33 protein-coding genes and 1 tRNA gene are annotated in these 26,703 nt (G+C 66.8%); 15 read left to right on the plus strand and 19 right to left on the minus strand.

Annotated elements, in window-relative coordinates; all coding sequences use genetic code 11:
* The coding region (recA, locus tag AOZ53_RS15155) for a recombinase RecA (protein WP_054488362.1) at window positions 1–961 on the minus strand (961 nt) is incomplete at its 3' end.
* A gap of 368 nt (window positions 962–1,329) precedes the next feature.
* Between recA and AOZ53_RS15160 the strand changes: the two genes are divergently transcribed.
* The 3 genes from AOZ53_RS15160 (at window position 1,330) to AOZ53_RS15170 (ending at window position 5,485) form a co-directional block, all read left to right on the plus strand.
* On the plus strand, window positions 1,330–2,019 hold the full coding sequence (locus AOZ53_RS15160) for a response regulator transcription factor (protein ID WP_006393745.1): 690 nt from the start codon (window positions 1,330–1,332) through the stop codon (window positions 2,017–2,019).
* Window positions 2,020–2,134: 115 nt separating this feature from the next.
* Window positions 2,135–3,511 (plus strand): sensor histidine kinase N-terminal domain-containing protein, encoded by a 1,377-nt coding sequence (locus AOZ53_RS15165; RefSeq protein ID WP_156333401.1) that lies wholly within the window; start codon window positions 2,135–2,137, stop codon window positions 3,509–3,511.
* A gap of 312 nt (window positions 3,512–3,823) precedes the next feature.
* Complete coding sequence (locus AOZ53_RS15170; protein WP_054433347.1) at window positions 3,824–5,485, plus strand: MFS transporter; 1,662 nt, start codon at window positions 3,824–3,826, stop codon at window positions 5,483–5,485.
* A gap of 400 nt (window positions 5,486–5,885) precedes the next feature.
* Here the strand turns inward: AOZ53_RS15170 and AOZ53_RS15175 are convergent, their stop codons facing one another.
* The gene (locus AOZ53_RS15175; protein WP_006388393.1) at window positions 5,886–6,095 is read right to left on the minus strand and encodes a hypothetical protein; all 210 of its coding nucleotides are present in this window, start codon (window positions 6,093–6,095) and stop codon (window positions 5,886–5,888) included.
* A 151-nt stretch (window positions 6,096–6,246) separates the two neighbouring features.
* Between AOZ53_RS15175 and AOZ53_RS15180 the strand changes: the two genes are divergently transcribed.
* Window positions 6,247–7,146, plus strand: coding sequence for a recombination-associated protein RdgC (locus AOZ53_RS15180; protein ID WP_006393742.1), 900 nt, complete (start codon window positions 6,247–6,249; stop codon window positions 7,144–7,146).
* A 150-nt stretch (window positions 7,147–7,296) separates the two neighbouring features.
* On the opposite strand, the gene AOZ53_RS15185 is transcribed toward AOZ53_RS15180, so the two are convergent.
* From AOZ53_RS15185 to AOZ53_RS15205, 5 genes are all read right to left on the minus strand, one after another.
* The gene (locus AOZ53_RS15185) at window positions 7,297–8,709 is read right to left on the minus strand and encodes a diguanylate cyclase (RefSeq protein WP_054433348.1); all 1,413 of its coding nucleotides are present in this window, start codon (window positions 8,707–8,709) and stop codon (window positions 7,297–7,299) included.
* Between the two features lie 131 nt (window positions 8,710–8,840).
* Complete coding sequence (locus tag AOZ53_RS15190; RefSeq protein ID WP_006393740.1) at window positions 8,841–10,133, minus strand: aspartate carbamoyltransferase; 1,293 nt, start codon at window positions 10,131–10,133, stop codon at window positions 8,841–8,843.
* A 100-nt stretch (window positions 10,134–10,233) separates the two neighbouring features.
* A complete protein-coding gene (locus AOZ53_RS15195) occupies window positions 10,234–10,647 on the minus strand; it encodes a hypothetical protein (RefSeq protein WP_054433350.1) in 414 nt (137 codons plus the stop codon).
* Complete coding sequence (locus AOZ53_RS15200; RefSeq protein ID WP_054433351.1) at window positions 10,648–11,073, minus strand: BPTD_2524 family lipoprotein; 426 nt, start codon at window positions 11,071–11,073, stop codon at window positions 10,648–10,650.
* A gap of 129 nt (window positions 11,074–11,202) precedes the next feature.
* Window positions 11,203–11,334, minus strand: a complete 132-nt coding sequence (locus AOZ53_RS15205; RefSeq protein ID WP_006388387.1) for an entericidin A/B family lipoprotein — start codon at window positions 11,332–11,334, stop codon at window positions 11,203–11,205.
* 123 nt (window positions 11,335–11,457) lie between these two features.
* On the opposite strand from AOZ53_RS15205, the gene AOZ53_RS15210 reads away from it, so the two are divergent.
* Together AOZ53_RS15210 and AOZ53_RS15215 are read left to right on the plus strand one after the other, a co-directional pair.
* Complete coding sequence (locus AOZ53_RS15210; RefSeq protein WP_054433352.1) at window positions 11,458–11,817, plus strand: hypothetical protein; 360 nt, start codon at window positions 11,458–11,460, stop codon at window positions 11,815–11,817.
* A 62-nt stretch (window positions 11,818–11,879) separates the two neighbouring features.
* A complete protein-coding gene (locus AOZ53_RS15215) occupies window positions 11,880–12,281 on the plus strand; it encodes a hypothetical protein (protein WP_054433353.1) in 402 nt (133 codons plus the stop codon).
* On the opposite strand, the gene AOZ53_RS15220 is transcribed toward AOZ53_RS15215, so the two are convergent.
* A complete protein-coding gene (locus AOZ53_RS15220; RefSeq protein WP_082385645.1) occupies window positions 12,263–13,573 on the minus strand; it encodes a TIGR03862 family flavoprotein in 1,311 nt (436 codons plus the stop codon). The two genes, AOZ53_RS15215 and AOZ53_RS15220, sit on opposite strands and share 19 nt — an antisense overlap.
* A gap of 219 nt (window positions 13,574–13,792) precedes the next feature.
* A complete protein-coding gene (locus AOZ53_RS15225) occupies window positions 13,793–14,137 on the minus strand; it encodes a hypothetical protein (RefSeq protein WP_054433354.1) in 345 nt (114 codons plus the stop codon).
* A gap of 319 nt (window positions 14,138–14,456) precedes the next feature.
* Between AOZ53_RS15225 and AOZ53_RS15230 the strand changes: the two genes are divergently transcribed.
* Together AOZ53_RS15230 and AOZ53_RS15235 are read left to right on the plus strand one after the other, a co-directional pair.
* A complete protein-coding gene (locus tag AOZ53_RS15230) occupies window positions 14,457–14,792 on the plus strand; it encodes a hypothetical protein (RefSeq protein ID WP_054488365.1) in 336 nt (111 codons plus the stop codon).
* Window positions 14,780–15,280: a hypothetical protein gene (locus tag AOZ53_RS15235; protein WP_156333400.1), complete on the plus strand. Its 501-nt coding sequence runs from the start codon at window positions 14,780–14,782 to the stop codon at window positions 15,278–15,280. The genes AOZ53_RS15230 and AOZ53_RS15235 overlap by 13 nt, the downstream gene beginning before the upstream one ends.
* A gap of 70 nt (window positions 15,281–15,350) precedes the next feature.
* Here AOZ53_RS15235 and AOZ53_RS15240 read toward each other — a convergent pair.
* Both AOZ53_RS15240 and AOZ53_RS15245 read right to left on the minus strand, forming a co-directional pair.
* Window positions 15,351–15,427 (minus strand) — tRNA-Met (locus AOZ53_RS15240).
* A 20-nt stretch (window positions 15,428–15,447) separates the two neighbouring features.
* Complete coding sequence (locus AOZ53_RS15245) at window positions 15,448–15,888, minus strand: hypothetical protein (RefSeq protein ID WP_231689802.1); 441 nt, start codon at window positions 15,886–15,888, stop codon at window positions 15,448–15,450.
* A gap of 109 nt (window positions 15,889–15,997) precedes the next feature.
* Between AOZ53_RS15245 and AOZ53_RS15250 the strand changes: the two genes are divergently transcribed.
* Both AOZ53_RS15250 and AOZ53_RS15255 read left to right on the plus strand, forming a co-directional pair.
* Window positions 15,998–17,437, plus strand: coding sequence for an aminotransferase-like domain-containing protein (locus tag AOZ53_RS15250; protein ID WP_054433358.1), 1,440 nt, complete (start codon window positions 15,998–16,000; stop codon window positions 17,435–17,437).
* A complete protein-coding gene (locus AOZ53_RS15255; protein WP_054433359.1) occupies window positions 17,434–18,000 on the plus strand; it encodes a DedA family protein in 567 nt (188 codons plus the stop codon). The genes AOZ53_RS15250 and AOZ53_RS15255 overlap by 4 nt, the downstream gene beginning before the upstream one ends.
* Window positions 18,001–18,012: 12 nt before the next feature.
* Here the strand turns inward: AOZ53_RS15255 and AOZ53_RS15260 are convergent, their stop codons facing one another.
* Both AOZ53_RS15260 and AOZ53_RS15265 read right to left on the minus strand, forming a co-directional pair.
* Window positions 18,013–18,267 carry a hypothetical protein gene (locus AOZ53_RS15260; protein ID WP_006393728.1) on the minus strand — a complete coding sequence of 85 codons (255 nt, stop codon included), beginning with the start codon at window positions 18,265–18,267 and terminating at the stop codon, window positions 18,013–18,015.
* A 215-nt stretch (window positions 18,268–18,482) separates the two neighbouring features.
* Window positions 18,483–18,728 carry a hypothetical protein gene (locus AOZ53_RS15265; RefSeq protein WP_006393727.1) on the minus strand — a complete coding sequence of 82 codons (246 nt, stop codon included), beginning with the start codon at window positions 18,726–18,728 and terminating at the stop codon, window positions 18,483–18,485.
* Between the two features lie 120 nt (window positions 18,729–18,848).
* On the opposite strand from AOZ53_RS15265, the gene AOZ53_RS15270 reads away from it, so the two are divergent.
* The 5 genes from AOZ53_RS15270 to AOZ53_RS15290 all read left to right on the plus strand — a co-directional run bounded on the left by AOZ53_RS15270 (window position 18,849) and on the right by AOZ53_RS15290 (window position 22,448).
* Window positions 18,849–19,460 (plus strand): hypothetical protein, encoded by a 612-nt coding sequence (locus AOZ53_RS15270; RefSeq protein WP_054488369.1) that lies wholly within the window; start codon window positions 18,849–18,851, stop codon window positions 19,458–19,460.
* A 45-nt stretch (window positions 19,461–19,505) separates the two neighbouring features.
* A complete protein-coding gene (locus AOZ53_RS15275) occupies window positions 19,506–19,964 on the plus strand; it encodes an Lrp/AsnC family transcriptional regulator (RefSeq protein ID WP_006393724.1) in 459 nt (152 codons plus the stop codon).
* A 70-nt stretch (window positions 19,965–20,034) separates the two neighbouring features.
* The gene (locus AOZ53_RS15280; protein ID WP_054433361.1) at window positions 20,035–20,343 is read left to right on the plus strand and encodes a hypothetical protein; all 309 of its coding nucleotides are present in this window, start codon (window positions 20,035–20,037) and stop codon (window positions 20,341–20,343) included.
* A gap of 14 nt (window positions 20,344–20,357) precedes the next feature.
* Window positions 20,358–21,338: a 4-hydroxythreonine-4-phosphate dehydrogenase PdxA gene (gene pdxA / locus AOZ53_RS15285; RefSeq protein ID WP_082385646.1), complete on the plus strand. Its 981-nt coding sequence runs from the start codon at window positions 20,358–20,360 to the stop codon at window positions 21,336–21,338.
* 132 nt (window positions 21,339–21,470) lie between these two features.
* Window positions 21,471–22,448 carry a bile acid:sodium symporter family protein gene (locus AOZ53_RS15290; protein ID WP_054433362.1) on the plus strand — a complete coding sequence of 326 codons (978 nt, stop codon included), beginning with the start codon at window positions 21,471–21,473 and terminating at the stop codon, window positions 22,446–22,448.
* Window positions 22,449–22,515: 67 nt separating this feature from the next.
* Here AOZ53_RS15290 and AOZ53_RS15295 read toward each other — a convergent pair whose 3' ends face one another.
* From AOZ53_RS15295 to rpsF, 6 genes are all read right to left on the minus strand, one after another.
* The gene (locus AOZ53_RS15295) at window positions 22,516–23,898 is read right to left on the minus strand and encodes a replicative DNA helicase (RefSeq protein WP_006393719.1); all 1,383 of its coding nucleotides are present in this window, start codon (window positions 23,896–23,898) and stop codon (window positions 22,516–22,518) included.
* Window positions 23,895–24,734, minus strand: coding sequence for an RIO1 family regulatory kinase/ATPase domain-containing protein (locus tag AOZ53_RS15300; protein ID WP_054488371.1), 840 nt, complete (start codon window positions 24,732–24,734; stop codon window positions 23,895–23,897). The genes AOZ53_RS15295 and AOZ53_RS15300 overlap by 4 nt, the downstream gene beginning before the upstream one ends.
* Window positions 24,735–24,887: 153 nt before the next feature.
* Window positions 24,888–25,343, minus strand: coding sequence for a 50S ribosomal protein L9 (gene rplI, locus AOZ53_RS15305; protein ID WP_054433364.1), 456 nt, complete (start codon window positions 25,341–25,343; stop codon window positions 24,888–24,890).
* Between the two features lie 14 nt (window positions 25,344–25,357).
* On the minus strand, window positions 25,358–25,630 hold the full coding sequence (gene rpsR, locus AOZ53_RS15310) for a 30S ribosomal protein S18 (protein WP_006218308.1): 273 nt from the start codon (window positions 25,628–25,630) through the stop codon (window positions 25,358–25,360).
* A 106-nt stretch (window positions 25,631–25,736) separates the two neighbouring features.
* Window positions 25,737–26,060: a primosomal replication protein N gene (gene priB / locus AOZ53_RS15315; protein ID WP_054433365.1), complete on the minus strand. Its 324-nt coding sequence runs from the start codon at window positions 26,058–26,060 to the stop codon at window positions 25,737–25,739.
* 52 nt (window positions 26,061–26,112) lie between these two features.
* A complete protein-coding gene (gene rpsF, locus AOZ53_RS15320) occupies window positions 26,113–26,487 on the minus strand; it encodes a 30S ribosomal protein S6 (RefSeq protein WP_006393715.1) in 375 nt (124 codons plus the stop codon).
* Between the last annotated feature and the right edge of the window lie 216 nt (window positions 26,488–26,703).

The raw sequence follows: 26,703 nt of genomic DNA on the forward strand, positions 1-26,703 counted from the left end.
TGTGTTCCTTCAGGTATTCACGGACGTTGTCCTTGCCCTGGCCGATGCGGTTGCCGTTGTAGCTGTACCACGCGCCGGACTTGTCCACCACGTTGGCGGCCACGCCCAGGTCGATGATTTCGCCTTCGCGCGAGATGCCGGCGCCGTACATGATGTCGAACTCGGCCTGCTTGAACGGGGGCGCGACCTTGTTCTTGACCACCTTGACGCGGGTTTCGTTGCCGACGACCTCGTCGCCCTTCTTGATCGAGCCGATGCGGCGGATGTCCAGGCGCACCGAGGCGTAGAACTTGAGCGCGTTGCCGCCGGTGGTGGTTTCGGGGTTGCCGAACATCACGCCGATTTTCATGCGGATCTGGTTGATGAAGATGACCATGCAGTTGGTCTTCTTGATGGTGGCGGTCAGCTTGCGCAGCGCCTGGCTCATCAGGCGGGCCTGCAGGCCGGGCAGCGAATCGCCCATTTCGCCTTCGATTTCGGCCTTGGGCACCAGGGCCGCGACCGAGTCGACCACGATCAGGTCGACCGAACCCGAACGCACCAGCGCATCGGTGATTTCCAGCGCCTGCTCACCCGTGTCCGGCTGCGAGATCAGCAGGTCGGCCAGGTTGACGCCCAGCTTCGAGGCGTACTGCACGTCCAGCGCGTGTTCGGCGTCGACGAAGGCGCAGGTGCCGCCCAGCTTCTGCATTTCGGCCACGACCTGCAGGGTCAGCGTGGTCTTGCCCGACGATTCCGGACCGTAGATTTCCACCACGCGGCCGCGCGGCAGGCCGCCGACGCCCAGCGCGATGTCCAGCCCCAGCGAGCCGGTCGACACCACCTGGATGTCGTGCGAGACCTCGTTGTCGCCGTAGCGCATGATCGAGCCCTTGCCGAACTGCTTCTCGATCTGCGAGAGCGCGGCGGCGAGCGCCTTGGCTTTTTCCGAAGCGGCGGCCTTGGTGGTTTTGTCGTCCATGTAGTGTCCTGTCGGGTCTAGGTCTGTAACGTATCGGGTGTCGGGCGCGGCACGGATACCGGTCAGCGCGCGGGTTGTCGCAAGGGGTTGATCGAAACGGCGCCGAAGCGGTGGATCCTGGCTGCAATCGGCACCGATCAGAAAGCGATAGCGCAGATTATGGCATCGGATTGTACTGTACAAAAAAACAGTGTGCCACAGTTTTCCACGTATTCCCTGAGTGGGCAAGCCCGGTGCCGTATGACAGAATCGAGGAAAAAACTGGCGCTATGTCCCCATTGCGCTCCCGGCACGCCGCCCCGGCACTCCACCGAGGGCGGCACGCGTGCGTCGCTCACCCGGCGCGCCCTACTTCTTTTCGACAGCCCATGCGCATTCTGATCGCCGAAGACGACAGCATCCTGGCCGACGGCCTGTCACGCTCGCTGCGTCACAACGGCTACGCGGTCGACGCCGTGCGCGACGGCCTGGCGGCCGATTCGGCGCTGGCGGCCCAGGCCTTCGACCTGCTCATCCTCGATCTCGGCCTGCCGCAATTGGCCGGCCTGGAGGTGCTGCGGCGGCTGCGGGCCCGCAACTCCGCCCTGCCCGTCCTGATCCTGACCGCCGCCGACAGCATCGAGCAGCGCGTCAAGGGGCTGGACCTGGGCGCCGACGACTACATGGCCAAGCCGTTCGCGCTGTCCGAGCTGGAAGCGCGCGTACGCGCCCTGACGCGCCGCGGCGCGGGCGGCGGCGCCACGCTGCTCAAGCACGGCCGGCTGGTGTTCGACCAGACCGGGCGCGTGGCGATGGTCGACGACCAGACGCTGGACCTGTCCGCGCGCGAAGTCAGCCTGCTCGAGATCCTGCTGACCCGCAGCGGCCGCATGGTCAGCAAGACCCAGCTGGTCGACCACCTGTGCGAATGGGGCGAGGAAGTCAGCACCAATGCCATCGAGGTCTACGTGCACCGCCTGCGCAAGAAGCTCGAACCGAGCGGCGTGAAGATCGTGACGGTGCGCGGCCTGGGCTACTGCCTGGAACGGGATCAGGGTGCGGCCTACCTCGCCAGCTGAACCGCCACAGCCGGAGGCGCTCAACCAGGAAGCGCTGGATGTGATGCAGGCCGGGGCCCGCGGCCCCAGCTTCGCGCCGCCGCAGCGCTCGCTGCTGGGCGAGATCCTCGACTGGATGCTGGCGCCGCTGTTCCTGCTGTGGCCGATGAGCGTCGCCATCACCTACGTGGTGGCGCAGAACATCGCCAACGTGCCCTATGACCGCGCGCTCGCCAACAACCTGCACGTGCTGACGCGCCAGGTCCACGCCCAGGACGGCCGCGCGGTGCTGCGGATGACCGACCCGGCGCGCGACGTGCTGCGCGCCGACGAGACCGACAGCGTCTTCTGGCTGGCGCTCGGCAGCCGCGGCGAATACCTGGGCGGCGACCGCGCCCTGCCCCTGCCCGCCTCGGTCGGCCAGCCGCGTCCCGGCGAGGTGCAGTACGAGGACGACACCCTGCGCGGCTTCGGCGTGCGCCTGGCCTTCACCTGGGTCGACCTGAACCTGCCCAACACCCAGCCGGCGCTGCTGATCGTGGCCGAGACCGTGGAGAAACGCACCCAGCTGGCCAACGACATCATCAAGGGCGTGATCATTCCGCAGTTCGTGGTGCTGCCGATCGCGGTGCTGCTGGTGTGGTTCGGGCTGTCGCGCGGGGTCGCGCCGCTCAATGCGCTGCAGCAGCGGCTGCGGGCGCGCCGGCCGGACGACCTGTCGCCGATCGACGAACGCGCCGCGCCCTCCGAGATCGCGCCGCTGGTCGCGGCCATGAACGACCTGCTCGACCGGCTGTCGGACAACGTCCAGGCGCAGCGCCGCTTCGTCGCCGATGCCGCGCACCAGTTGAAGACCCCGCTGGCGGGCCTGCGGACCCAGGCCGAACTGGCCCTGCGCGACGCCAGCCCCGAGGAAATGCAGGCCAGCCTGCGCCAGCTGGTGACCGGCTCCGAACGCGCCACCCGCCTGGTGAACCAGTTGCTGCTGCTGGCGCGGGCCGAAAACCCCAGCGCCATCGGACTGGCCGCCACCGACCTGAACGCCATTGCCTACGAACAGGCGATGCACTGGGTGCCGCACGCGCTGTCGCTCGGCACCGACCTGGGCTTCGAAGGGTCGGAGACCCCGGTCGAGATCAACGGCAACCCGCTGCTGCTGGCCGAACTGCTCAACAACCTGGTGGACAACGCGCTGCGCTATACGCCGCGCGGCGGCCACATCACGGTGCGTGTGCAGGCGCAGGGCGACCAGGGCGTGCTGGAGGTCGAGGACTCCGGCCCCGGCATCGCGCCGGAGGAGCGCGAACGCGTGTTCGACCGCTTCTACCGCGTGCTGGGCACGCTGTCGGACGGCAGCGGACTGGGCCTGGCCATCGTCCGGGAGATCGCGCAGAAGCACCAGGCCACCGTCTTGGTCACCGACCACCCGACCCCGCACTCGAACCTGCCGGGCACGCGCATCCGGGTCGTCTTCCCGCTCTACGTCGAACCCGTCGACGACCTCGGCGACTGAGGCCGGCCGACCCCGCCTGAACCCCTGACGGGCGCCTCGCGCCGGCCCAGGCGTTTCCGCCCGGCGCCGTCGCGCGCCGCGCTTGCCGCCACGCGAGTTCCCCGTTCCGTCCCTAGGACTATCCCTAGCCCCCCCCAGGGTTTTTTACTTTTTGTTTCAAATTTAAGATTCAGGTAAGGGTCACGTCAGAACCTCGTCAGCCTCGCGCCCCAACCTTGCGATAGCTCGATGTCGGTCTCGCCGGCGGAGGGTCAAGCACGGCGGAAAACCGCCGGCCAGAAAAATCGAGGAGACATCATGAGCACAACTACCATGGCAGGTCGCGGTCCATCCGCGAATCCGCGCCCGATGACCAAGGATGAACGCCGCGTCATCTTTGCCTCGTCGCTGGGCACGGTGTTCGAGTGGTACGACTTTTATCTGTACGGTTCGCTGGCGGCCATCATCGCCCAGCACTTCTTCTCCGGCGTGAACCCGACCGCGGGCTTCATCTTCGCGCTGCTGGCCTTCGCCGCCGGCTTCGCGGTGCGTCCGTTCGGCGCGCTGGTGTTCGGCCGCCTGGGCGACCTGGTCGGACGTAAATACACCTTCCTGGTCACCATCGTGCTGATGGGCCTGTCCACCTTCCTGGTGGGCGTGCTGCCCAGCTACGCCAGCATCGGCCTGGCCGCTCCCGCCATCCTGATCGTGCTGCGCCTGCTGCAAGGCCTGGCGCTGGGCGGCGAATACGGCGGCGCCGCGACCTACGTCGCCGAGCACGCGCCGCACGGCCGCCGCGGCTTCTACACGTCGTGGATCCAGACCACCGCCACGCTGGGCCTGTTCCTGTCGCTGCTGGTGATCCTGGGCATCCGCACGGTCATGGGCGAAGACGACTTCAAGGCCTGGGGCTGGCGCATTCCGTTCCTGATCTCGGTCGTGCTGCTGGGCATCTCGGTGTGGATCCGCCTGCAGCTGAACGAATCGCCGACCTTCCAGCGCATGAAGGAAGAAGGCAAGGGTTCGAAGGCCCCGATCGCCGAATCGTTCGGCCAATGGAAGAACCTGAAGGTCGTGATCCTGGCGCTGCTGGGCCTGACCGCCGGCCAGGCCGTGGTCTGGTACACGGGCCAGTTCTACGCCCTGTTCTTCCTGACGCAGACGCTGAAGGTCGACGCCAACACCGCCAACATCATGATCGCGATCGCGCTGCTGATCGGCACGCCGTTCTTCGTGATCTTCGGCGCGCTGTCGGACAAGATCGGCCGCAAGCCCATCATCATGGCGGGCTGCCTGATCGCCGCGGCGACCTACTTCCCGATCTTCCAGGGCCTGACGCACTTCGCCAACCCCGCGCTCGAAAAGGCGCAGGCGACTGCCCCGGTCACGGTCATCGCCGACCCCGCCACCTGCTCATTCCAGTTCAACCCGGTAGGCACCTCGTCGTTCACCAGCTCCTGCGACGTGGTCAAGTCGTTCATGGCGCGCAATTCGGTGAACTACAAGAACGAAGCGGCCCCGGCGGGTTCGGTCGCCAAGGTCAAGATCGGCAACGACGAGTTCGCCTCGTTCGACGGCAAGACCATGGCGCCGGCCGACTTTAAGGCCAAAGCCGCCGAACTGGACAAGGCCCTGACCACCGCCATCCGCAGCCACGGCTACCCCGCCAAGGCCGACCCGGCGCAAAGCAACAACGTCATGGTCGTCGTGCTGCTGACCATCCTGGTGATCTACGTCACCATGGTGTACGGCCCGATCGCGGCGATGCTGGTGGAAATGTTCCCGACCCGCATCCGCTACACCTCGATGAGCCTGCCCTATCACATCGGCAACGGCTGGTTCGGCGGCTTCCTGCCCCCGGTCGCCTTCGCCGTGGTGGCCGCCACCGGCAACATCTACGACGGCCTGTGGTACCCGATCATCATCGCGGTCATGACCCTGGTCATCGGCACGCTGTTCGTGCGCGAATCCAAGGACAACGACATCAACGCCTAAACGACCATCCCCCGCCGGGCGGGACTGCTGCGCCTGCCCGGCCTTTCAAAAGCTCCTCTGGGAGCTTTTTTTTTTGCGCGCGCGCAGGCGACCAGGCCTGACACCGTCTGATGTCCTCTCGATTCAGGACCCTGTCAGACCCCCGCCGTTAGACTGGCGCCTCAGATTACGGCCTTGCGCCTGATCGCCCGGCGATTGATCCCCCTGCCAGGCGATTGCAGGGCCAGTGTTCTGACACCGATACCGCGTTCCCCGCGAGCCTTTTATGACGCGGTATTGTGTGCTCCCGTACCGGCCCGGCCTCTATTGAGCCGGGCCGCTTTTTTTTCCGGACGCGTTGCGCGCGCCCAAGAAAAAGGCGGCCTCGCATCGGCCGCCCGGGCACTGCGCGGGGCGCGCCTCAGCGGCGCATGCCCACGCCGATGACCAGCACGCCGGCCACGATCGCGGCGATGCCGGCCCACATGGGGATCGGCACGGACTTCTCGGTTTCGGCCGTGGCCTTGACCGAACCGACCTGCAGCACGGTTTCCTCGGACTTGTAGCTGAAGCCCTTATACGCCAGGGCGGCGATGCCCAACACGATCAGGATGGCGCCGACAATCTTCATGCTTCTTCTCCTATTGCACACGGATGCCGCGGACATTACCGCATGGCCGCGCGGCTGTCAGTGACAGAACGTGTCGCCTGACCCCATCGTATTGCACCGCTGCGGCAAAGCCGTCCGCGTCGTATAGAATCAACCCTTTTGGCCGACGCTCATGTGGTTCAAGAATCTCAAGATTTACCGTCTCTCCTCGCCGTGGACGCTGACCGGCGAGCAGCTTGAAGAAACGCTTGCGCGGCACGCCTATCAGGCCGGCAACAACCTCGAAATGCAAAGCCTGGGCTGGGTCCCGCCGCGCGAGAACGGCGGGCTGGCGCACGTCGTCGGCGGGCAGATCCTGCTGAATCTGCGCGCCGAGAAGAAGCTGCTGCCCAGCACCGTGGTCAACCAGGTCGCCAAGGCGCGCGCCCAGGAGATCGAAGAGCAGCAGGGCTACAAGCCGGGCCGCAAGCAGATGAAGGAAATCAAGGAGCGCGTCACCGACGAGCTGCTGCCGCGCGCCTTCAGCGTGTACCGCGACACCCGCGTGTGGATCGACCCGCAGAACCACTGGCTGGTGATCGATGCCGCCGCCTCGGCCAAGGCCGACGAAGTCATCGGCCTGCTGGCCAAGTGCGTGGATCCGTTCCCGCTCGAAAACCTGTACGTGGCCCAGTCGCCCGCCTCCGCCATGACCGGCTGGCTGGCCGAGGACGAAGCGCCGAGCAATTTCAGCATCGACCAGGACACCGAGCTGCGTTCGTCCGGCGAAAGCGGCGCGGCCATCCGCTACGTCAAGCACTCGATCGACGCCGACGACGTGCGCCGCCATATCCAGTCGGGCAAGCAGTGCACCCGCCTGGCCATGACCTGGGCCGACCGCATCTCGTTCGTGCTGACCGAAGGCCTGGACGTCAAGCGCGTCGCGCCGCTGGACGTGCTCAAGGAAGGCAACGACACCGTCGCCACCAACGACGACGAGAAGTTCGATTCCGACATGATGCTGATGACGGGCGAGCTGGCCAAGATGCTGGCCGAGCTGGTCGACGCGCTGGGCGGCGAAAAGAAGATCTGAGCCCCGCGCTCCGGCTTCACCGCGACGGGCCGCTCCTCTCTTTAGAGGGGGCGGCCTTTTTCATGGGGCGGCCATTTGTTCTCGTGGCGGCTTGCGCGCGGCTTGAATGGGCGCGGCGCGCCAGCCACGAACAAGATGGCCACGCGCCCGTCAGGCGGCAACGCTGCGGTCACGGCCCGACTGCTTGGCCTGGTACAACGCCTTGTCGGCGCGGTCGATCAGGTAGGCGTAGTCGGGATGGCCGTCGAAGGCGGCCACGCCGATGCTGGCGGTGATGCGCAAGGCGCCCACTTCCGGAATCATGAAGGCGTGGCGGCGGATCTCGGCGCCCAGCTTCTCGGCCACCAGCAGCGCCGCGTCGCGCGCCGTGTCCACCAGCACCACCAGGAACTCCTCGCCGCCATAGCGGAACACGAAATCGCTCGAACGACAGGACTGGTGCACCACCTCGGCGAACTGCCGCAGCACCTGGTCGCCGCCGGCGTGGCCATGCTGATCGTTGATCGCCTTGAAGTGATCGATATCCAGCAGCAGCACCGAGAACGTCGAGCGCTCGCGCGTGGCGATCAGGATCTCGCGGCCGATCACCGAGGGCAGGAAGCGGCGATTGAGCACGTTGGTGAGCGGATCGCTGCCGCTCTCGATCTCGGCCACCATGTCGAACAGGCCATTGAGCAGGTGCTTGATGCGCGCCACCAGTTCCTGCAGTTCACGCACCTGGTCCGGCAGCGACGCCGGGCCGCCCTGCAGCAGGCTGGGCAGCACCACGTCGTCCAGCCGCGCCACCGCTTCGGTGATCTGCCGCAGCGCCGGCGCGCTCTCGAACAGCACGCCGCCCTTGTGCTGCAGCCACAGGCCGAACTCGGACGCCGCCAGGCGCGGCAGCACCTGTTCCGGCGCGCGGTAGTGCAGACCGATCAGCACCGCCTGGCTCCATTCGAGCAGGGCGGCGCGCTGGCGCTCGCGCTCGGTGGAAATGTTCTGGCCCAGCGCGAACAGGCGGTAGGCCTCGTCGTTGCGGGCGCCGCGGTTGATGTCGCGCATGAAGGCGCGGCTCATCTGCTCGATCGCCAGGTCGAACAGATTGCAGACGTACTGGGTCGCGACCGATGCCGCCACGCCGTCCAGGTCGCTGGCGCGCAGGCGCAACGCGATTTCGTTCTTCAGGATGCGGGCGCCGGCCATCACCAGGTGGATCGGGATGTGCACGCGCGCATGCACTTCGCCCACCTTCTTCTGCACCGCCATCAGCGCCGCGATGTCGCCCTGCTCGCGCACGCACAGCAGGCCCTTGAGCCAGCCCTTCATGCCCTTGTGCAGGCGGGTGGCGACGATCTCGTGCGACAGGCGCGGGCCGGCCTCGGCATCGGCCAGCAAGGTGGAATAGAAGGCGTCGACCAGCTCGTTGGCGCTGTCGGACACCACCGCCGCGACCTGGCCGCGGGTGTAGGCATCGACCGACGAATAGACCGCCTGCCAGGCCTGGGCATTGGACGCGCTCAGGTAGCACGCCTGCCCGGCGGGATCAGGAGAAGACGGGACTGCGCGACTGCTCGAAGACATAAGACCATCCGACCGAAGATTCCATGGCGTGTCTCGGAACGACACGCGACAGGAAAAACCAGCGCGGATTATGCTTGAAATCGCCGGCGTCGGCCGTCATGGCGGCCGCGCTACGCCGTCCCGCGGACGCCTTACTCCAGGCCGTGGAACACCGAATCGTCCGGACCGATGTGCGACGGGTGCTGCCAGGTCACGTCGCGCAGCGAGTGCTGCACCAGCCCTTCCACGCCCAGCAGCACCGCGAAGATGGCCATGCGGATGGGAATGCCGTTGTCGGTCTGGCGGAAGATCGCCAGGCGCGGATCATGGTTCAGGTCCACGCTCAGGTCGTTGGCGCCCGGCCGGCTGTCGCGCGGCAGCGGGTGCATGACGATGGTGTCCGGGCCGCAATAGGCGTCGATGATGGCGCGGTTGATCTGGAAGTCGGGCGTGTAGCCTTCGTTCTCTTCGTTGGCGAAGCGCTCTTTCTGCACGCGCGTGGCGTAGATCACGTCGGCGCCCGCCAGGCCCTCGGCCAGCGAGGTCTTCTGCTCGATGATGTTGCCGTTGCGGCTGGCCTGCTCGATGATGTAGGAGGGCATTTCCAGGCCCTTGGGCGACACCAGCGAGAACTTGACGTTCTTGTACAGCGCCATCAGCTTGATCAGCGAATGCACCGTGCGGCCGTACTTCAGGTCGCCGACCATGGCGATGTGCGCGCCGTCGAGCAGCTTGCCCAGGCGCGAGAACTCGGTGAGGATCGTGTACAGGTCCAGCAGCGCCTGGCTCGGGTGCTCGCCGGGGCCGTCGCCGCCGTTGACCACCGGGATGTTGGTGGCGCGCGCGAATTCGGCCACCGAGCCCTGGTCGGGATGGCGGATCACCATCGCGTCGACATAACCGCTCATGACGCGGCTGGTGTCGTAGATCGATTCGCCCTTGGCCATCGACGAGAAGGTGAAGCCGGTGGTGTCGCAGACCGAGCCGCCCAGGCGGCAGAAGGCCGAGCCGAAGCTGACGCGGGTCCGGGTGCTGGCCTCGAAGAACAGGTTGCCGAGCACCGCGCCTTCCAGCACGCGCGAGACTTTCTGGCGGCGCGCGATGGGCTGCATCATGTCGGCCACGCGGAACAGGTCCTCGACCGATTCGCGGGTGAACTGGTCCACCGACAGCAGCTGGTTCTTGCCCTCTACCGCGATCCGCTCACGCAGCGGGCCATCTTGTACGCTTTGCGTATATTTTTCGAGCAGCACGCCGTTCTGGACGATTTCGCTGACGAAACGCTGCACCACTTCCGGCATCGCGCGGAATTCCTGCGAGCCTTCCGGCAACAGCCAGGTGTCGAGCGCGCGGCGTTTGACGCCGATCCGGGTCGCGAACACGTCGCGCGTGAGATTCAGGCGGCGCATCGCATCGCGCAGGAAAGCTTGCTGGGAAATGGTCATGACAGGTCCCGAAGAAAGGGTTTGTATACGCACTGCGCATATTATTCCCAACGCAAGTGCATGTCCAACACTTTTGCGCACACGGGTTTACCCTCGAAACTCAGCGTCGAGCGTAGGTCGTCATCTGTGGCGCGGCATCCGTCGTGCCCTGCCCGGCCGCCAGCCAGCAGCCGGCGCAGAACGCCAGGGCGCTGACGACATAGCAGAGCATGGCAAGCACCTGCGCCGGCAGGTGCGCGCGGGTCAAGCGGCCGGTGTAGCCCTGGCGCAACAGGCTGACCTGCGCCAGGTAGGCGAACAAGACCCCGAGGCAGGCCAGCAGCAGGCCGGCCAACAGCAGCAGCAGGGGCAGTTGCAGATCGGGCGCGGCGATGTCGCCGCCGACGATGCCCAGCGAAAACGCCGCCAGTCCCAGCGCGGCGCCGCCGTTCAGCCAGCCCAGGAAGCGGAACGCGCCGGCCAGCAGCGCGAACGGCAGGCCGGCGGCGCGAAGCTGCTGGGCGCGCGGGTCCATTTAGTCTTCCTTGCGGCAGGCCGGCGTGGCGGTCTGGATCGAGGCGCGGGCGGCGGCGATCTCGGCCGCGTTCCAGCGGCCCTGGCCCAACACGGTCACGGTGACCTTGGCCTTGGCCGGACCGTCGGCCTCGGCGGAGATCAGTTCGAGGATCTTGGCGGTTTCGCCGACCTTGTAGACCTGGACCTCGTCCGGCGCGCCCTTCTCGCCAAGGACGTGCTTCCAGGCATACGACACGTTGTACGGATGCTGCACGTTCACATGGCAGGTGCGCACGTATTCGCCGGCGCGGCGGAAGGCCGCCTGGTAATTGGTATCCACGCTGAAGGTTTCCTTCAACACGGTATCGGCCTCGTAAACGCCCGTGCTGGCGCAACCGCCCAGCAACGCCATCAACGTGACACCCACCCATACAGTCTTGCGCATGATTCTTCCTGCCATCGGATTCGGATTCCCGCGATTATGCCAGCGGCCGCAAAAAGGCCACGCCCGAAATGTCGCGACATTTCTGCGTGGCCCTGGCCGCGCCCGCAGGCGCGCGGAACGCCCGGCGCCCTATTTGGTCGCGGCGCCCTCGATCTTCTCGCCGCCGCGCTGGATATCCTTGCCCGCGCCGGCAACGGTATTGCACCCCGCCGACATGGCGGCAATCGAAAGCAGCATGACGAGAATCACTTTGTTCTTCATGGGCATCTCCTGTCGAGGCGTGAAAACCGAAGCCAGCATACCGCAAAGGCCACCGTTTGCGCAGGGTGCGCCCCTCCCCCGTACGCCTGTCGCGTATTTGGCGGCAATGGATTAGGATGCGCTATGAACAAGAAACACGTATCGGAAAACGCGGGCGGCACGCCCCAGGCATGGGGCTGGGAACAGCCACAATGCCGCGGACAGGCGGCGCTGGCGCTCTTCATCGACGATCTGCACCGCATCCTGCAGAACTACACCGCCGGCAGGCTGGCCGCCAGCGCCACCCTGGCCGACGCCCAGGAACAGGTCGACCAGTTGCTGGCCCGATACAACGAGATCGCCGCCGCCCCCGAGATCTTCCTGGGCCAATCGGTCCAGCTCAAGGAAGGCGTCGACCGCAGCGGCGTTTCCCACACCGTACCCATTTTTTCCGCGCGCCTGAAGCAGTCCCTGGTCGCGATGCTGGGACAAGGACCCGGCTGACCCCACCTCCGGCGCGCGCCAGCCGCCGGCCAGAACCGCTCCAAAGAGAGGGAGACCGAAGCATGAATACAGACAATGTCGTGGAGTTTCTCCGCCTGCTGTCGCTGGATGTCTCGCTGGGCGCGGCCGCCCAGCACGCCGCGAGCCAGGCGGATGCGCCTCTGGCGTTGGCCCGCCTGGCCACCGCGCACGGCTTGCCTTGCAGCGCCTCCGACTGGTCGATGTTCACCCGCGACTGCCTCGATGCCGACGACAGCGCCGAAAGCGAAGCCTTCTCGGGCGACGCCAAGATCTGGCAGCTGGTGCAGGATCCGGGCCAGGGCACCAGCATGCCGGCCAGCGCCATCACCCGCGTCATCGGCATCGCCACGCAACCCGATGGCCCGACCGTGGTCGGCCATGTCGTCAACGACCTGGCGCCGCGCCCGGCCCAGGGCGCTTCGCCCTATCCCGGCAGTTCCTGAGCCGGCGCGCCGGCCATCCCCAGAAACGCCGCCACGCCGCTGGCGGCCACCACCCCGCTGGCCATGCACGCGGTCAGCAGATAGCCGCCGGTCGGCGCTTCCCAATCCAGCATTTCCCCCGCGCAGAACACGCCCGGCGCCTGGCGCAGCATCAGGCCGGGCTCCAGCGCGTCGAACGCCACGCCGCCCGCGGTGCTGATGGCCTCGTCCATCGGACGGGTACGCACCAGCGTCAGCGGCAGGGCCTTGATCAAGCGCCCCAGGCGCGCCGCATCACGGAAGTCATCGGCGCCGGCGCACTCGCGCAGCAGGCCGGCCTTGACGCCGGTCAGCCCCAGCCGGCTCTGCAGGTGGCTGGACATCGAGCGCGCGCCACGCGGATGCGTGACGGCTTCCAGCACCCGCTCCTGGGTCCAGCCCGGCGCCAGGTCGAGCAGGGCCACCGCCTGCCCGGCCGTCTCGATGCGGTCGCGCAGCGGCGCCGACAACGCGTAGACCAGGCTGCCCTCGATGCCGTTTTCCGTGACGACGAACTCACCCTGGCGGGCCGGCCCCGGTCCCGATTCACCGACGCAGCGCAGCGTGACCGACTTGACCGGTTGGCCGGCATGGCGCTGCCGGAAGTGTTCGGACCATGCCACGTCGAAGCCGCAGTTGGCCGCGCGCAGCGGCGCCGTGGCGATGCCGTGCGCCGCCAGCCCGGGCAGCCAGGCGCCATCCGACCCCAGCTTGGCCCAGCTGCCGCCGCCCAGGGCCAGCACCACCGCGTCGGCCGCGCAGGTGCGCACGCCATCGGGCGTGTCGAAGCGCAGCTCGGCCGCGCCGGGCGCGCCATCCGACGGCCAGCCGAGCCAGCGATGACGCATGTGAAAGCGCACGCCGCTGGCGCGCAGGCGGGCCAGCCAGGCGCGCAACAAGGGCGCCGCCTTCATTTCGGCGGGAAAGACCCGGCCCGACGAACCGACGAAAGTCTCGATGCCGAGCTGCCCCGCCCATGCGCGCAAGCCATCGGCGTCCAGCGCGCGCAGCCAGGGCGCGATCTGGCCGGCGCGTTCGCCATAGCGCGCCAGGAACGGCGCCGCGGCCTCGCTGTGGGTCAGGTTCAAACCGCCGCGCCCGGCCATGAGGAACTTGCGGCCGACCGACGGCATCGCGTCGTACACGTCGACCTGCACGCCACGCGCGGCCAGCCCTTCGGCCGCCATCAGGCCGGCCGGCCCGCCGCCGATAACGGCCACGCGCTTGGCGGACGGACTCATGGCGCCCGAGGGCGGATGCGGGTTGGAATGCATGGCGGCGGAATTCAGGAAAGCCAGGGCGGGACGGGCCGCCGGGGGTGCGATTGTCGCACGCGGCGGCGCCGCGCCCGGCCATCGCACCCGCCGGACAAAAAAAAGCCCCGGATGGGGCATTTTTTCATCGCAGCGGCCAAGCCATTGATATTGCGGCGATATTGCGACATGCACAACGCCTATCCCAAGGCTTGTCCACAGTCGCTGTGGGTAACTGCGCTAGGCGTTGCCGGCGGCCTGCATCGGCCCGGACCAGGGTTCGGCATCGAGCTGGAAACGCAATTCCTGGTATTCGCCGTCGACCGCGACCGAGCGCAGCAGGCCCGATCCCAGCGCCTGCCCCATTGCGCGGCGGCACAGGGTTTCGGGATCGTCCGGCAGCGACTGGAACACGCCATCGGGAATGCGCAGCCGCAGCAGCGCCTGGGGATCGCCGCGTTCGGCGGGCCGCCCGATGTGAATGTGGGCCGGATAGCCGTGCGGGCACCAGATGCCCACGTGGTACTTGCCTTCGCTGCCGGTATCGGCGACGTAGCCGGGATGATCGTATTTTGCCGTGCCCATGGACCCTCCTCGTGTGCGGCGGACTCGCGCGCTTGAGCCATGGTAGCGCAGCGTCCGCCACCTGTGCGGGCCCGCGCCCCCGGGAAACTCCGGGCTGGAACGCCGGCTTGATGCAGGGCAAGCGAGAGACGAAAAAAACCGCGACGGTCGTCGCGGTCCTCCTGGAAGCGCCGGTGGCGGCGCCGAGAGCCGTACGCCGGCCATCCACGGAACCGTGCTGATTCTGCGCCGCAGGTCGATCCTGTGAAGTCACACAGCAGCTATCGTAGTGGCGACGACCTCCGCTGCATGCGATCTCCACTCCCCACAAGCGCCGCCCATGCCTCTCTACCATCGTCTGGCCAGTTCGACACAACGACTCGACGTCGCCTTCCACCAGACTCACAGCAAGGAAGTCTGGGGGACAGGAGCCTTCCTCACCGGAATTGCTTCCGTCAAGGCATACCTCGGCCCCCTGCCTGCCGGCGACGATGGGATCGAATTCGAAACCGACATCCCGCCCACGCCGGGCACCAGCCCCCTGGCCGTTGCCTACTGGTACCAGGGACAGGCCCAGGCAGCCGCGAAGTCCAGATTTGTCATGATTCCGGTTGGCATGAGGAAGGTTGCCTACACACAACCCGCCAACCTCGGGGCAGCATCATGCGTCTTTTGACCATTGAACACGTACCTCCCGCTCGCCGGCGAACCGTCCCCATCTGGTATCCCGCCGTCATGCTCAGCTTGTCCGGCGAAGCGTTGCGTCGCACCGGCCTCGATTTCGAGACGGCACAGGATGATCTCGACACCGTGACCTTTGCGTATGCCGAGGTCGAGAAGATACCCATCATGTTGATGCGCCACGCGTCGGAGCCCATGCACGTGTACACGCTGATGGTGGATGCGGAAAGTGAAGCGAATGACCGTGGCTGGGGCGTCCTGAGCTTCGCGTCGGGCGTATTGGCCAGCCTGCACGTGGGACCTGAAGAGGTGATCTGGCGCAACGACGAACTGGACAAGCTGTTTCCTGCCAGACTGAATCTCAAATCCGGCAAATCGGTCTTCGAGCAGCTCGACCTGCACAATATCGAACCGGTTTCGCTTGACGATGCAAGTCCATCTCCAGGGCCTGCCTACACGCCGCCGGCAAAAGCCAGGTTCTGATTCGCACCGACGGCGCGCGCCAGAAAGCAAAAAAGCCTTGATTTCGTCATGAAATCAAGGCTTCGAATGCTGGTTGCGGGGGCAGGATTTGAACCTACGACCTTCGGGTTATGAGCCCGACGAGCTGCCAGACTGCTCCACCCCGCGTCTGATGTGTGAATCATACATCATTTTGAAATCTTGTGCAGCGCACCCAGCGAATTGGGCCGATTATTTTTGCTTTCCGAGCCAAAAAAACCCGTTGCGATGGCCGCGACGCGCGCCAGCAGCCCGGGCGGATCCAGGCAGATCGCCTGCGCCTGGCCGACCGCCGTCAGCGTCAACGGACCGCCTTCCGGCAGGCAATGGCTTTCACCCGCGTTCAGGCGCATCGGCGGCGGCAAATACCGGCCTGGCGGCATATCCGAGCGGTACGGCGGCTCGGCCACCATCAGGCTGCCGCTGGTGCAGACGATGAGCGCCCCGCCGCGCAGGCGCACCTGGCGGCTGGCGCCGGCCAGCAGATCAATACGTTGTGAACGCGGTTCGGGGGCGGGAAAAAGGGCCATGGTCATCTCCAATCTGACGCCCACAGTCTGCGCCCGCCCTGTTTTGCGCAACAGCCACACAATCTGACTTTCTGTACCGATGCAGGTTCTCGATTTCCGCTCTGTTATGGTGTACTTTGCGTGAATCTGTGCCTACCCTCAACCCAACCTCGGGGAGCATGATCGGCGCATGGACCCGCAACCGCTATACCTACGCCTGGCGAACCACTACCGGCGCGCCATCCAGACCGGGGTCCTGGCCCCCGACCAGCGCATGCCGTCCGTGCGCACCCTGGTGCGCACCCACCACGTCAGCCTCTCGACCGCGCTGCAGGCCTGCCGCCTGCTCGAGGACGACGGCCTGATCGAGGCCCGTCCCCGGTCCGGCTACTTCGTCCTCAAGCCGCGCCGCAACAGCATTCCCCCCGTCAACGAGCCGGACATCCGCCAGGCGCTGGGCACGGCCCAGTACGTCGGCATCCATGATCGCGTGTCGGACTTCATCGCCAAGTGCGAGGCCCATCCCGTCAGCGCCAACTTCGCGCTGGCCGCGGCGGTGCCGGAAGCCTATCCGATGGAAGACCTGAAGCAGGCCATGATCCGCGCGCTGCGGCAGTCGCCCCAGGTGCTGGTCAGCCCGGTGCCGCCGCAGGGCCATCCCGAACTGCGCACGGTGCTGGCGCGGCGCGCGCTGGCCAACGGCATCAACGCCACGCCCGATGACGTCATCGTCACGCATGGCTGCATCGAGGCGCTGAACCTGGCGCTGCGCGCCGTGGCCCGCCCGGGCGACACCATCGCGGTGGAGTCGCCCACCTACTTCGGCCTGCTGCAGATCCTCGAAAGCCTGGGCATGCGCGCGCTGGAGATTCCCACCAGTCCGCAGCACGGCCTGTCGATCGAGGCGCTGGACCTGGCGTTCCAGACCCACGGCAACATCCGCGCGGTGGTGGTGGTGCCGAACTTCCAGAACCCGCTGGGCTGCGTCATGCCCGACGCCGAGAAGGCGCGCCTGGTGGCCCTGTGCGAACGCCAGCAGGTGCCGCTGATCGAGGATGACACCTATGGCGCGCTGAACGACGACGACACGCCGCTGGCCGCGGCCAAGTCCTGGGACCCGACCGGCAACGTCATCTACTGCTCGTCGCTGCACAAGACGCTGGCGCCGGGCATGCGGCTGGGCTGGCTGCTGGGCGGCCGCTGGAAGGCGCGCATCGCCATGCTGAAATTCGCGCAGAGCCGGCCCAACGAACCGCTGGCGCAGATCGCCGTGGCCGAATACCTCGGATCGCGCGCCTACGACCGGCACCTGGCGCGGCTGCGCCGGCAATTGAAGACACAGCGCGAGCAGACCGCCGAAGTCATCGCGGCGCACTTCCCGCGCGGCACCCGCCTCAGCATGCCGACCGGCGGCATGCTGCTGTGGCTGGAGATGCCGGACGGCCGCTCGGGACTGGATGTCTTCGAGGCCGCGCTGCAGCAGGGCATCCGCGTGGCGCCCGGCGCCATGTTCTCCAACGGCGCGCGCTACAACCACTTCCTGCGCATCAGTTGCGGGCAACGCCACACGCCCGAGATCGCGCGGGCGCTGGTGACGCTGGCACGCATCGTCGGCGAGCGCCAGGCATGAATCCACACCTGCATCAATTCATCGTCGACTACGGCCTGTGGGCGGTGCTGGGCGGCACCCTGCTCGAGGGCGAAAGCGTGGTGGTGCTGGCGGGCTTCCTGTCGCATCAGCGCCTGCTGCACCTGCCCTACGTGATGCTGTGCGCGTTCGCCGGCTCGTTCATCGCCGACCAGGCCTTGTTCTATCTGGGCCGCCGCTACCGCGAGCATCGCTACGTGCGGCGGGTCCGCGCCCAGCCCGCATTCAGCAAAGCGCTGGCGGCGGTCGACCGCTATCCGCACGGCTTCATCCTGGCGTTGCGCTTTCTGTATGGACTGCGCACGGTCGGTCCGGTGGCGCTGGGGGTCTCGCAGGTGTCCTCGCTGCGCTTTCTGGTGCTCAACGCCATCGCGGCCGCGATCTGGGCGGTGTGCTTCAGCCTGGTGGGATATGTGTTCGGGCAGACGATCGAGTCCCTGCTCGGTCGTCTGCATGGCGTGGAAACCAAGCTGGCGGTGGCCGCCGTGATCGGCGTGGCGACCTGGCTGGCCTACTGGCTGTTTGCGCGGCGGCGGCGCCGGTGACCGGCGCGCCGCTCAGAAGACCAGCTTGCCGCTGGCGCGCAACACGTGCCGGCGGCGCGCCTTGCGATACAGCGGACCGATGAACGGCAGCAGGGCCAGCCGCCGCAGGATGGGATGACGCTGGTCGAAGTCGTGCCAGGCCTTGAAGCCATGGCCCAGGCGCTCCCAGCTCTGACGCGCCTCGGGGGAGAGTTTGCCGGGGTCGAACGCCGCCAGCTTTGCCGCTTCCGAAACCCGGGCCGCGAGGCCACGATTCCGGTATTCCAATGGATACTGATTCCGCATGGGGCGGCATATTACCCGGCTTGCGGGACCTCTGCCGGCCCCTGTCGCGCGGCGAACACAGGCGGTTTTGGCGCCGCCTTTGATCGCACTTTGCAAGCCGTTGTAATTAAAGGAAAAAGGCTTTCTATGCCCGCGCTATCCCAAGGCTTGTCCACAGAAGTTGTGGGTAACTTCGACAGGCCGCGGGCGGCCGGCGGCTACTTCAGCGCGGCGATGATCTGGTCGCGCACGCTTTCGAAGCCCGCCACGTATTGCGGGTTTTCCGAACGGGCCAGCAGGCTGGAATAGTTCTGTTCCAGCTGCGCCTCGATCGCCTCGCGCAGGCCGGGCGAGCCCTTGGCCAGGTGCAGCATCGTCAGCAGCGCCGAGTTGAGCGCGTCGATGCGGCCGCCCTGGTGCGAAATGGTATGCACGATGACCGCGATTTGTTCCTGGATGTCCATGGAAAAGCCTCCTGGCAATGAATATCGGCGCAAATCCTAGCATGGGCCGGCCGGCCCGCTGGGCAAGCGCCGCCGTGCGCGCTAGCATCAAGCGTAGCTCGGCGTAAACGGAGCGTGTCCATGAAGACGATCCACGACTATGTGCCCCCCGACGCGGCTTCGCTGCGGCGGCTGCAGGAACGGCTGGGATACAGCGATGCGCAGATGGCCGAGCTGGCCGGCCTGGACGCCGCCGTGCCCTGGTCCAGCTATGTCGGCGGCCCGCAGCCGCGCGCGCTGGGGCAGCAGCGACTGCTGGGCATGGCCGCCCGCCTGACGCTGGACGAGACGGCCTGGCAAGGCGTGCTGGCGGCCATGCGCGAGGCCGGCGCGCGCTTCGACTACGGCGCCTCCGATGCGTCCACCCTCACGCCAGCGCCGGCCGCCCCGCCCGCCGCCCTGGAAGAGCACAAGTTCGGCATGCGGCTGGTCAGCGACCGCGGCGCCTTCCACGAAATGGAGCAGCTGCGCGAGTTCGCCCATCATGTGCAGGAGTTCGGCGTCAGCGACCTGGTGCGCGAGGCCCGCTACGACAGCGCCGCCGACCTCTGCCGCTTCACGCTGGCATCGGCGCGCGAGGCGGACGCCGCGCGCCGCGACCGGGTCTTCGACGCGGCTTCCCGGACCATCACCCGCTTTGCCTTCGACGGCCGCGTCTATCAAGGCGGCATTCCGCCCGAATCCGACGGCTGAGCCGCGCATTGACTTGCGCCGCGCCGCCCCTGTATGGTCGGGCGCATGAACGAACGCCTAGACGCCATCGACCGGCAACTGCTCAGCCTGCTGCAGGCCAACGCCCGCGAACCCGCCGCCATCCTGGCGCGCAAGCTGGGGCTGGCGCGCACCACCGTGGTGGCGCGCATCGCCCGGCTCGAGCGCGAGAGCATCGTGGCGGGCTACGGCGTGCGGCTCGGCCGCCTGCTCGAAGAGGCCGCGGTGCGCGCCTACTGCTTCATCAGCGTCCTGCCCAAGACGCCGGCGGCGGTCATCCGCGAGCTCGAGAAAATGCCCGAGGTCGAAGAAGTGTCCTCGGTCAGCGGCCCGTATGACTACCTGATCTTCCTGCGCTGCGAAACCCATGAACAGCTCGACGAGCTGCTCGACCGCATCGGCCTGATCGAAGGCGTGAAACAGACGCAGACCTCCATCGTGCTCAGCCGCAAGGTCGACCGCCGCAGCGCGGTGGGCGCGCCCTGAGCCCCTCCCCGGCGCGCGGCGGGGGCGGCATAATGTTGTAATCTGGCCAATTGCCTTTTACGGATCTCCCATGCTCGCACGCCTTGCCTTCGTCTCCGCCATGCTCGCCCTGCTGACCGCCTGCTCCAGCATGAGCGAAGTGACGCCCACCGGCAAGAATGGCTACAGCGTCACCTACAGTTCCGGCACGCAGCTGCTGACCTGGGTCGAAATCAAGAACCAGGCCCTGCAGCGCGCCGACCAGTATTGCCAGTCCATCGGCCGCAAGCTGCAGAAGCCGTCGGTGACGTCCAATCACGCCACGGGCCTGGGTTCCAAGCGCGCCACGGTCACGTTCGAATGCGGCGAGATCGAACCGCCGAAGAACGCCAAGCAGTAATCCGGAAACACATCGTGAATACTCCCCCGCCCGTGGGCATCACCATGGGGGATGCCGCCGGCATCGGCCCCGAAATCATCGTCAAGGCCTGCGCCCAGGGCCTGAATGCGCCCTGTGTGGTCTACGGCGATGCTGGCGCCCTGCACCGCGCCGCGAGCGCGCTGGGCGCGCGCCTGGCGATCACGGAGATCGCGCACGCCGGCCTGGCCAGCGGCGACGCCAGCCGCATCGAGGTCATCGCCTGTGGCCCCGCGCTGCCGCCCGACCTGCCCTTCGGCCAGATCAACGCCGCGGCCGGACGCGCCGCCTACGATTACGTCTGCGCCGCCATCGACGACGCCCAGGCCGGCCGCATCCGCGCCATCGTCACCGCGCCGCTGAACAAGCAGTCCATGCACGCGGCCGGCATCGACTATCCCGGCCACACCGAGATCCTGGCGGAGCGTTCGGGCACCGACGACTTCGCCATGATGCTCGCCAACGACGAGCTGCGCGTGCTGCTGGTGACCATCCACGTGGCCCTCGCCGACGTCATGGCGCGCATCACGCCCGAGGCCGAGCTGACCGCCATGCGCCTGGCCGACCGAGCCTGCCGCCAGATGGGCATCGCCCATCCGCGCGTCGCGGTGGCCGGCCTGAACCCGCACGCCGGCGAAGGCGGCAAGTTCGGCCGCGAGGACATCGACGTCATCGCGCCGGCCATCCGCCGCGCCCGCGACGAAGGCATCGACGCCAGCGGCCCGTGGCCTGGCGACACGGTCTTCATGCGGGCCCGCCGCGGCGAGTTCGACATCGTGGTGGCCCAGTACCACGACCAGGGCCTGATCCCGGTGAAGTACCTGGGCGTGGACCATGGCGTCAACGTCACCGTCGGCCTGCCGTTCGTGCGCACCAGCGTCGACCATGGCACCGCCTTCGACATCGCCGGCAAGGGCGTGGCCGACCAGGCCTCGCTGATCGCCGCGTTCGATCTGGCGCTGGCCATGACGCCCTGAGCCCCGAGGGGCCCGACAGGCGGACACCCGCCCCGGCCCGCCAGCGGCCTGCAAGCCCCCGGGGTCTACAATACGCCCCGATTCCGGCGCGCCAGGCGCGCCGCCGCTTTCCGTCATCCCCCTACCCCCTCCATGTCACGCCTTGTCCGTCTCCTGCCCGACCGCTTCACCCTCTACCTGATCTGCACCGTCATCATCGCCAGCATCGTGCCCGCCCACGGGCAGGGCGTGGTGGTGTTCGGCTGGATCACCAACATCGCGGTCGGCCTGCTGTTCTTCCTGCACGGCGCGCGCCTGTCGCGCGAGGCCATCATCGCCGGCCTCACCCACTGGAAGCTGCATCTCACGATCTTCTCTGCCACCTTCCTGATGTTCCCGCTGCTGGGCCTGGCGCTCAAGCCGGTGCTGGAACCGCTGGTCACCCCCGAGCTGTATCTCGGCATCCTGTTCCTGTGCTGCCTGCCCGCCACCGTGCAATCGGCCATCGCCTTCACGTCGATGGCGCGCGGCAACGTGCCGGCCGCGGTCTGCAGCGCCTCGGCCTCGAGCCTGCTGGGCATTTTCCTGACGCCGCTGCTGGTGGGCACCGTGGTCGCCAACGCCGGCAGCGCGCCGATCTCGTTCGACGCTGTCGGCAAGATCATGCTGCAGCTGCTGCTGCCGTTCGTGCTGGGCCAGTTCGCCCGCCGCTGGATCGGCGCCTGGGTGCACAAGCGCAAGGCGATGCTGAAGTTCGTCGACCAGGGCTCGATCCTGCTGGTGGTCTATACCGCGTTCTCGGAAGCCATCAACGAAGGCCTGTGGAGCTCCACGCCGATCCCGGCGCTGCTGGGCCTGGTGGTGTGCTGCGCCGTCATCCTGGCGCTGGCGCTGGGCCTGTCGGCGCTGGCCGGCAGGATGTTCGGCTTCAACCTGCCCGACCGCATCACGCTGCTGTTCTGCGGCTCCAAGAAGAGCCTGGCCAGCGGCATTCCGATGGCCCAGGTGCTGTTCGCCGGCCACGCGGTGGGCGCCATCGTGCTGCCGCTGATGCTGTTCCACCAGATCCAGCTGATGGTCTGCGGCGTGCTGGCCGCGCGCTACGGCAAGCGGCCCGAAACGGACGAATGAATCCGCCACGCCGCCATGAAAAAACCGCGCCCTGGGGCGCGGTTTTTTTTGAGTGGGCGACAGGCGCTCAGTACAGGTCCCGCGGCTGCGCGCCGGAGAAATTCAGGAAGCGCGTGCTCGAACCCTGGAAGGTCAGGCGCACCGAGCCGATGGGGCCGTTACGCTGCTTGCCGATGATGATCTCGGCAGTGCCCTTGTCCGGCGAATCGGGGTTGTAGACCTCGTCGCGGTAGATGAACAGGATCACGTCGGCGTCCTGTTCGATGGCGCCCGATTCGCGCAGGTCGCTCATCACGGGACGCTTGTTGGGACGCTGCTCCAGGCTCCGGTTCAGCTGCGACAGCGCGATCAGCGGGCAGTTCAGTTCCTTGGCCAGACCCTTGAGCGAGCGGCTGATTTCCGACACTTCGGTGGCGCGGTTCTCGCCCGAGCCGTTGCCCGACATCAGCTGCAGGTAGTCGATGATGATCAGGCCGAGCTGGCCGCACTGGCGCGCCAGGCGGCGCGCGCGGGCGCGCACTTCCATCGGGCTGAGCGCGGGCGATTCGTCGATGTAGACCTGCGCGTCCTGCATCAACTGCACAGCATGGGTCACGCGCGGCCAGTCTTCGGCGATCAGCTTGCCGGTCCGCATGCGGTGCTGGTCGAGCAGGCCGACCGAACCCAGCATACGCATGGCCAGCTGCACCGCGCCCATTTCCATCGAGAACACCGCCACCGGCAGGCCCTCTTCGATGGCGACGTGCTCGCCGATGTTCATCGAGAACGAGGTCTTGCCCATCGACGGGCGGCCGGCCACGATGATCAGGTCGCCGCCCTGCATGCCCGAGGTCATCTTGTCGAGGTCGGTGAAGCCGGTGGGCACGCCGGTCACATCAGAAGTGCTTTCGCGGTGATAGAGCTCGTCGATGCGTTCCACCACCTGCGTCAGCAGCGGCTGGATTTCCTGGAAGCCGGCGGCGCCGCGCGCGCCTTCCTGGGCGATCTGGAACACCTTGGATTCGGCCTCGTCCAGCAGTTGGCGCGCTTCCTTGCCCTGCGGGTTCATGGCGGCCGAGGAGATCTCGTCGGCGATCGACACCAGCTTGCGCAGCATGGCGCGCTCGCGCACGATTTCGCCATAGCGGCGGATGTTGGCGGCCGACGGCGTGTTGTGCGCCAGCGCGTTCAGGTAGGCCAGGCCGCCGGCGTCGTCGGCCTTGCCGGCGCTGACCAGCGATTCGTGCACGGTGATGACGTCGGCCGGCCGCGCCAGCCCGATCAGCCGGGCGATGTGGTGCCAGATGAGCCGGTGGTCGTGGCGGTAGAAGTCTTCTTCGACCAGCACGTCGGCGATGCGGTCCCAGGCTGCGTTGTCCAGCAGCAGGCCGCCCAGCACCGACTGCTCCGCCTCGATGGAATGCGGGGGAACGCGCAGGTATTCAAGCTGGGAGTCGGCAGGTGTGTTCATGGCTTCAATAATAACGGCTGCAGGATATCCGCGACGCGGAAGAAACCCTGCACATCGCGCGACGGCAGGCGGCCCAGCAGGGGCCGCAGCGGCGTGGCGATGAAGGAAAGCACCCGGGTCAGGCGGCGCAGGCGGGCCTTGACCTCGGGGTCGGGATTACAATCGAAATAGACGTCCAGCGCCAGTTTACCCAGCGTCCGACCCACGTCGTCGGGCAATTTACGCAACGACACCAGCGAGGCCAGCATCTGAAACAGATCATAGGCCTGGGCCAGCGGACGCGACAGCGTCGAACCGATGTTCTCTTCGAAATCGATGCGCCACAGTTCGCCGTCCTGCAGCGTGATGTTGCGGATCTGCGCGCCGCCGTGCCATAGCCCGCGAGCATGGAAGGCGGCCAGGTCGGTCGCGGCCGCGCGCGTCAGCCACAGGCGCGAGGTGGTGTCCTCGTTGCGGATCAGGTCGGCCAGGTCCTCGCCGACGAATTCCAGCACCAGGAGGCCCTGCTCCTGCCACCAGACCTCGGGCACGCGGCAGCCGGCCTGCAACAGTTGATTGAGTCGCCGGGCCTCATGCTCCAGGCCATTGCGCAGCAGGATGCCGGGACGCGGGAATTCACCCAGGAACAGCTTGCAGCCCACCCCGAGGAACAGCGCGCGCGCATAGCGCAGCACATAACTGACGCCGCTCGCCAGGCTCGGCCGGCGGCGCTTGACGATGCAGCGCACCCCATCGATGGTGGCGTCCCGCACCGACGGCTCGCGCTCGGCGTCCAGGCTGTCGAGCCAGGCGCGCAATCCGGGGGGGGCGTTGTGGTGGACGGGCGGCTGGGTCAAGAGGTCCTCGGTGGCAACAGCGTGGAAGGTGGGCATGCAGCCCGAAAGACTACACGCAAACACCGGATGGCAAAGCGGGGAAAAGCAAGCGCGCCGGGAAAAGAAAAAAAGCCGGCACGCGGGCCGGCTTTCTTTCCTGGCGCGGAGTCCGGTTTAGGACAGTTCGCCTTCGACCAGCACCGTGACGTCGACGACGACGTCGGCGTGCAGGGCGACCTGGATCGGGAACTCGCCGACGGCCTTCAGCTGGCCGTTGGGCATGCGCACTTGCGACTTCTCGATGCCTTCGAAACCGGCCTTCTTCAGACCTTCGGCGACGTCGGCGTTGGTGACCGAGCCGAACAGACGGCCGTCGACACCAGCCTTCTGGACGATCTTCAGCTGGTAGCCGTTGACGCGCTCACCCAGAGCCTGGGCGGCGGCCAGCTTCTCGGCCTGGATCTTTTCCAGTTCGGCGCGGCGGGCTTCGAATTCCTTCAGGGCGGCGTCGGTTGCGCGACGGGCCTTCTTCTGGGGGATCAGGAAGTTGCGGGCGTAACCATCACGCACGCGGACGACTTCGCCGAGGTTACCCAGGTTGACGACTTTTTCGAGCAGAATAACTTGCATTTCAGTGCCCCGGATTAGTTGTGGTTGTCGGTGTAAGGCAACAGGGCCAGGAAGCGCGCGCGCTTGATGGCGGTGTCCAGCTGGCGCTGGTAGATTGCCTTGGTGCCGGTCAGACGAGCCGGGATGATCTTGCCGTTTTCTTGCACGAAGTCGCGCAGGGTGTCCAGATCCTTGTAGTCGATCTCTTCGACGCCGGCGGCGGTGAAGCGGCAGAACTTACGACGCTTGAAGAGCGGGTTCTGCTGCGTGAATTTGCGTTTTTCCTTGCGTTTTCCGAAGAAAGCCATGATATGTGCCTTATGTTTGAGAGGACCGGGTCTACCTTGATCGGGCCCGACTCCCCGTAACCTATCCGTATTCAGAAGGCGCTCTCGCGCCCGTCACCCATTCCCGTCAAGCCACCAGCGGATCGCGTCCTGCGCTGCCGCGGATCTTGCGCGCCTGCTGCAGGTGCAGCTTGAACTTCACGGAGTCCTTGCGCACGGGGGCCAGAAACCCCTGCACGTGCAATTCGGACCCCAGCGCCGTTCCTTGCAACAGCAACGCCAGATCGCCCAGTGCCACGGCCGAGATCGTCAGTTCGACACGGCGCGGATGGCCGGCTTCGATGACCTCAGATTCGTGCGCCAGCACCATTTCCAGGGCTGGCAGACCGGCGGGAGTGTGGCGCAAAGGCTCGCATTCGAGAACGCGGGCGCTGAGTTCCAGCTTGTTCATCCTGCCAGGCACCGAGGGGACTTCATGGGATGGGCTCTCGCGTGAGCCCTGCTTACTCGGCCTGAGCCGCGACAGCTTCCGCCGAAGCCTTGCGGGCTTCTTCGCGCTCGACCGACTTCATCATGATCGAGGGCGTGGTCTGGGCCTTCTTGGTCTTGATGACCAGGTGGCGCAGAACGGCGTCGTTGTAGCGGAACGAGTGTTCCAGCTCATCCAGCGTGGCTTGGCCGCACTCGATGTTCAGGCAGACGTAGTGAGCCTTGACGAGCTTCTGGATCGGGTAGGCCAGTTGACGGCGACCCCAGTCTTCCAGGCGATGCACCGAGCCGCCTTGGCCCGTGACCAGCGCTTGGTAACGCTCGACCATGGCGGGCACTTGCTCGCTTTGGTCGGGGTGAACGATAAACACCACTTCGTAGTGACGCATGAGTAAAACTCCTTGAGGATGTCTTGCCCGCCGTCCGCCTGACACCGTCATCAGCCCGCGCGCGCATCGTGCTCGCGGTCAGTTCCGGCTTTCCAGTGCTTTCTCTATCACTGGTCTTTTTCTTCAAGGCGTATGGCTTGCAAGGGGCAGCCCGCTACCCAAAAAACATGGGCGGTCGAGCAAGAAAGCTCTCGATTATCGCCGATCGGACCGCTG

Source organism: Achromobacter sp. 2789STDY5608621 (assembly GCF_001299375.1).
GTDB classification, from domain to species: Bacteria; Pseudomonadota; Gammaproteobacteria; order Burkholderiales; family Burkholderiaceae_B; genus Achromobacter; species Achromobacter insuavis.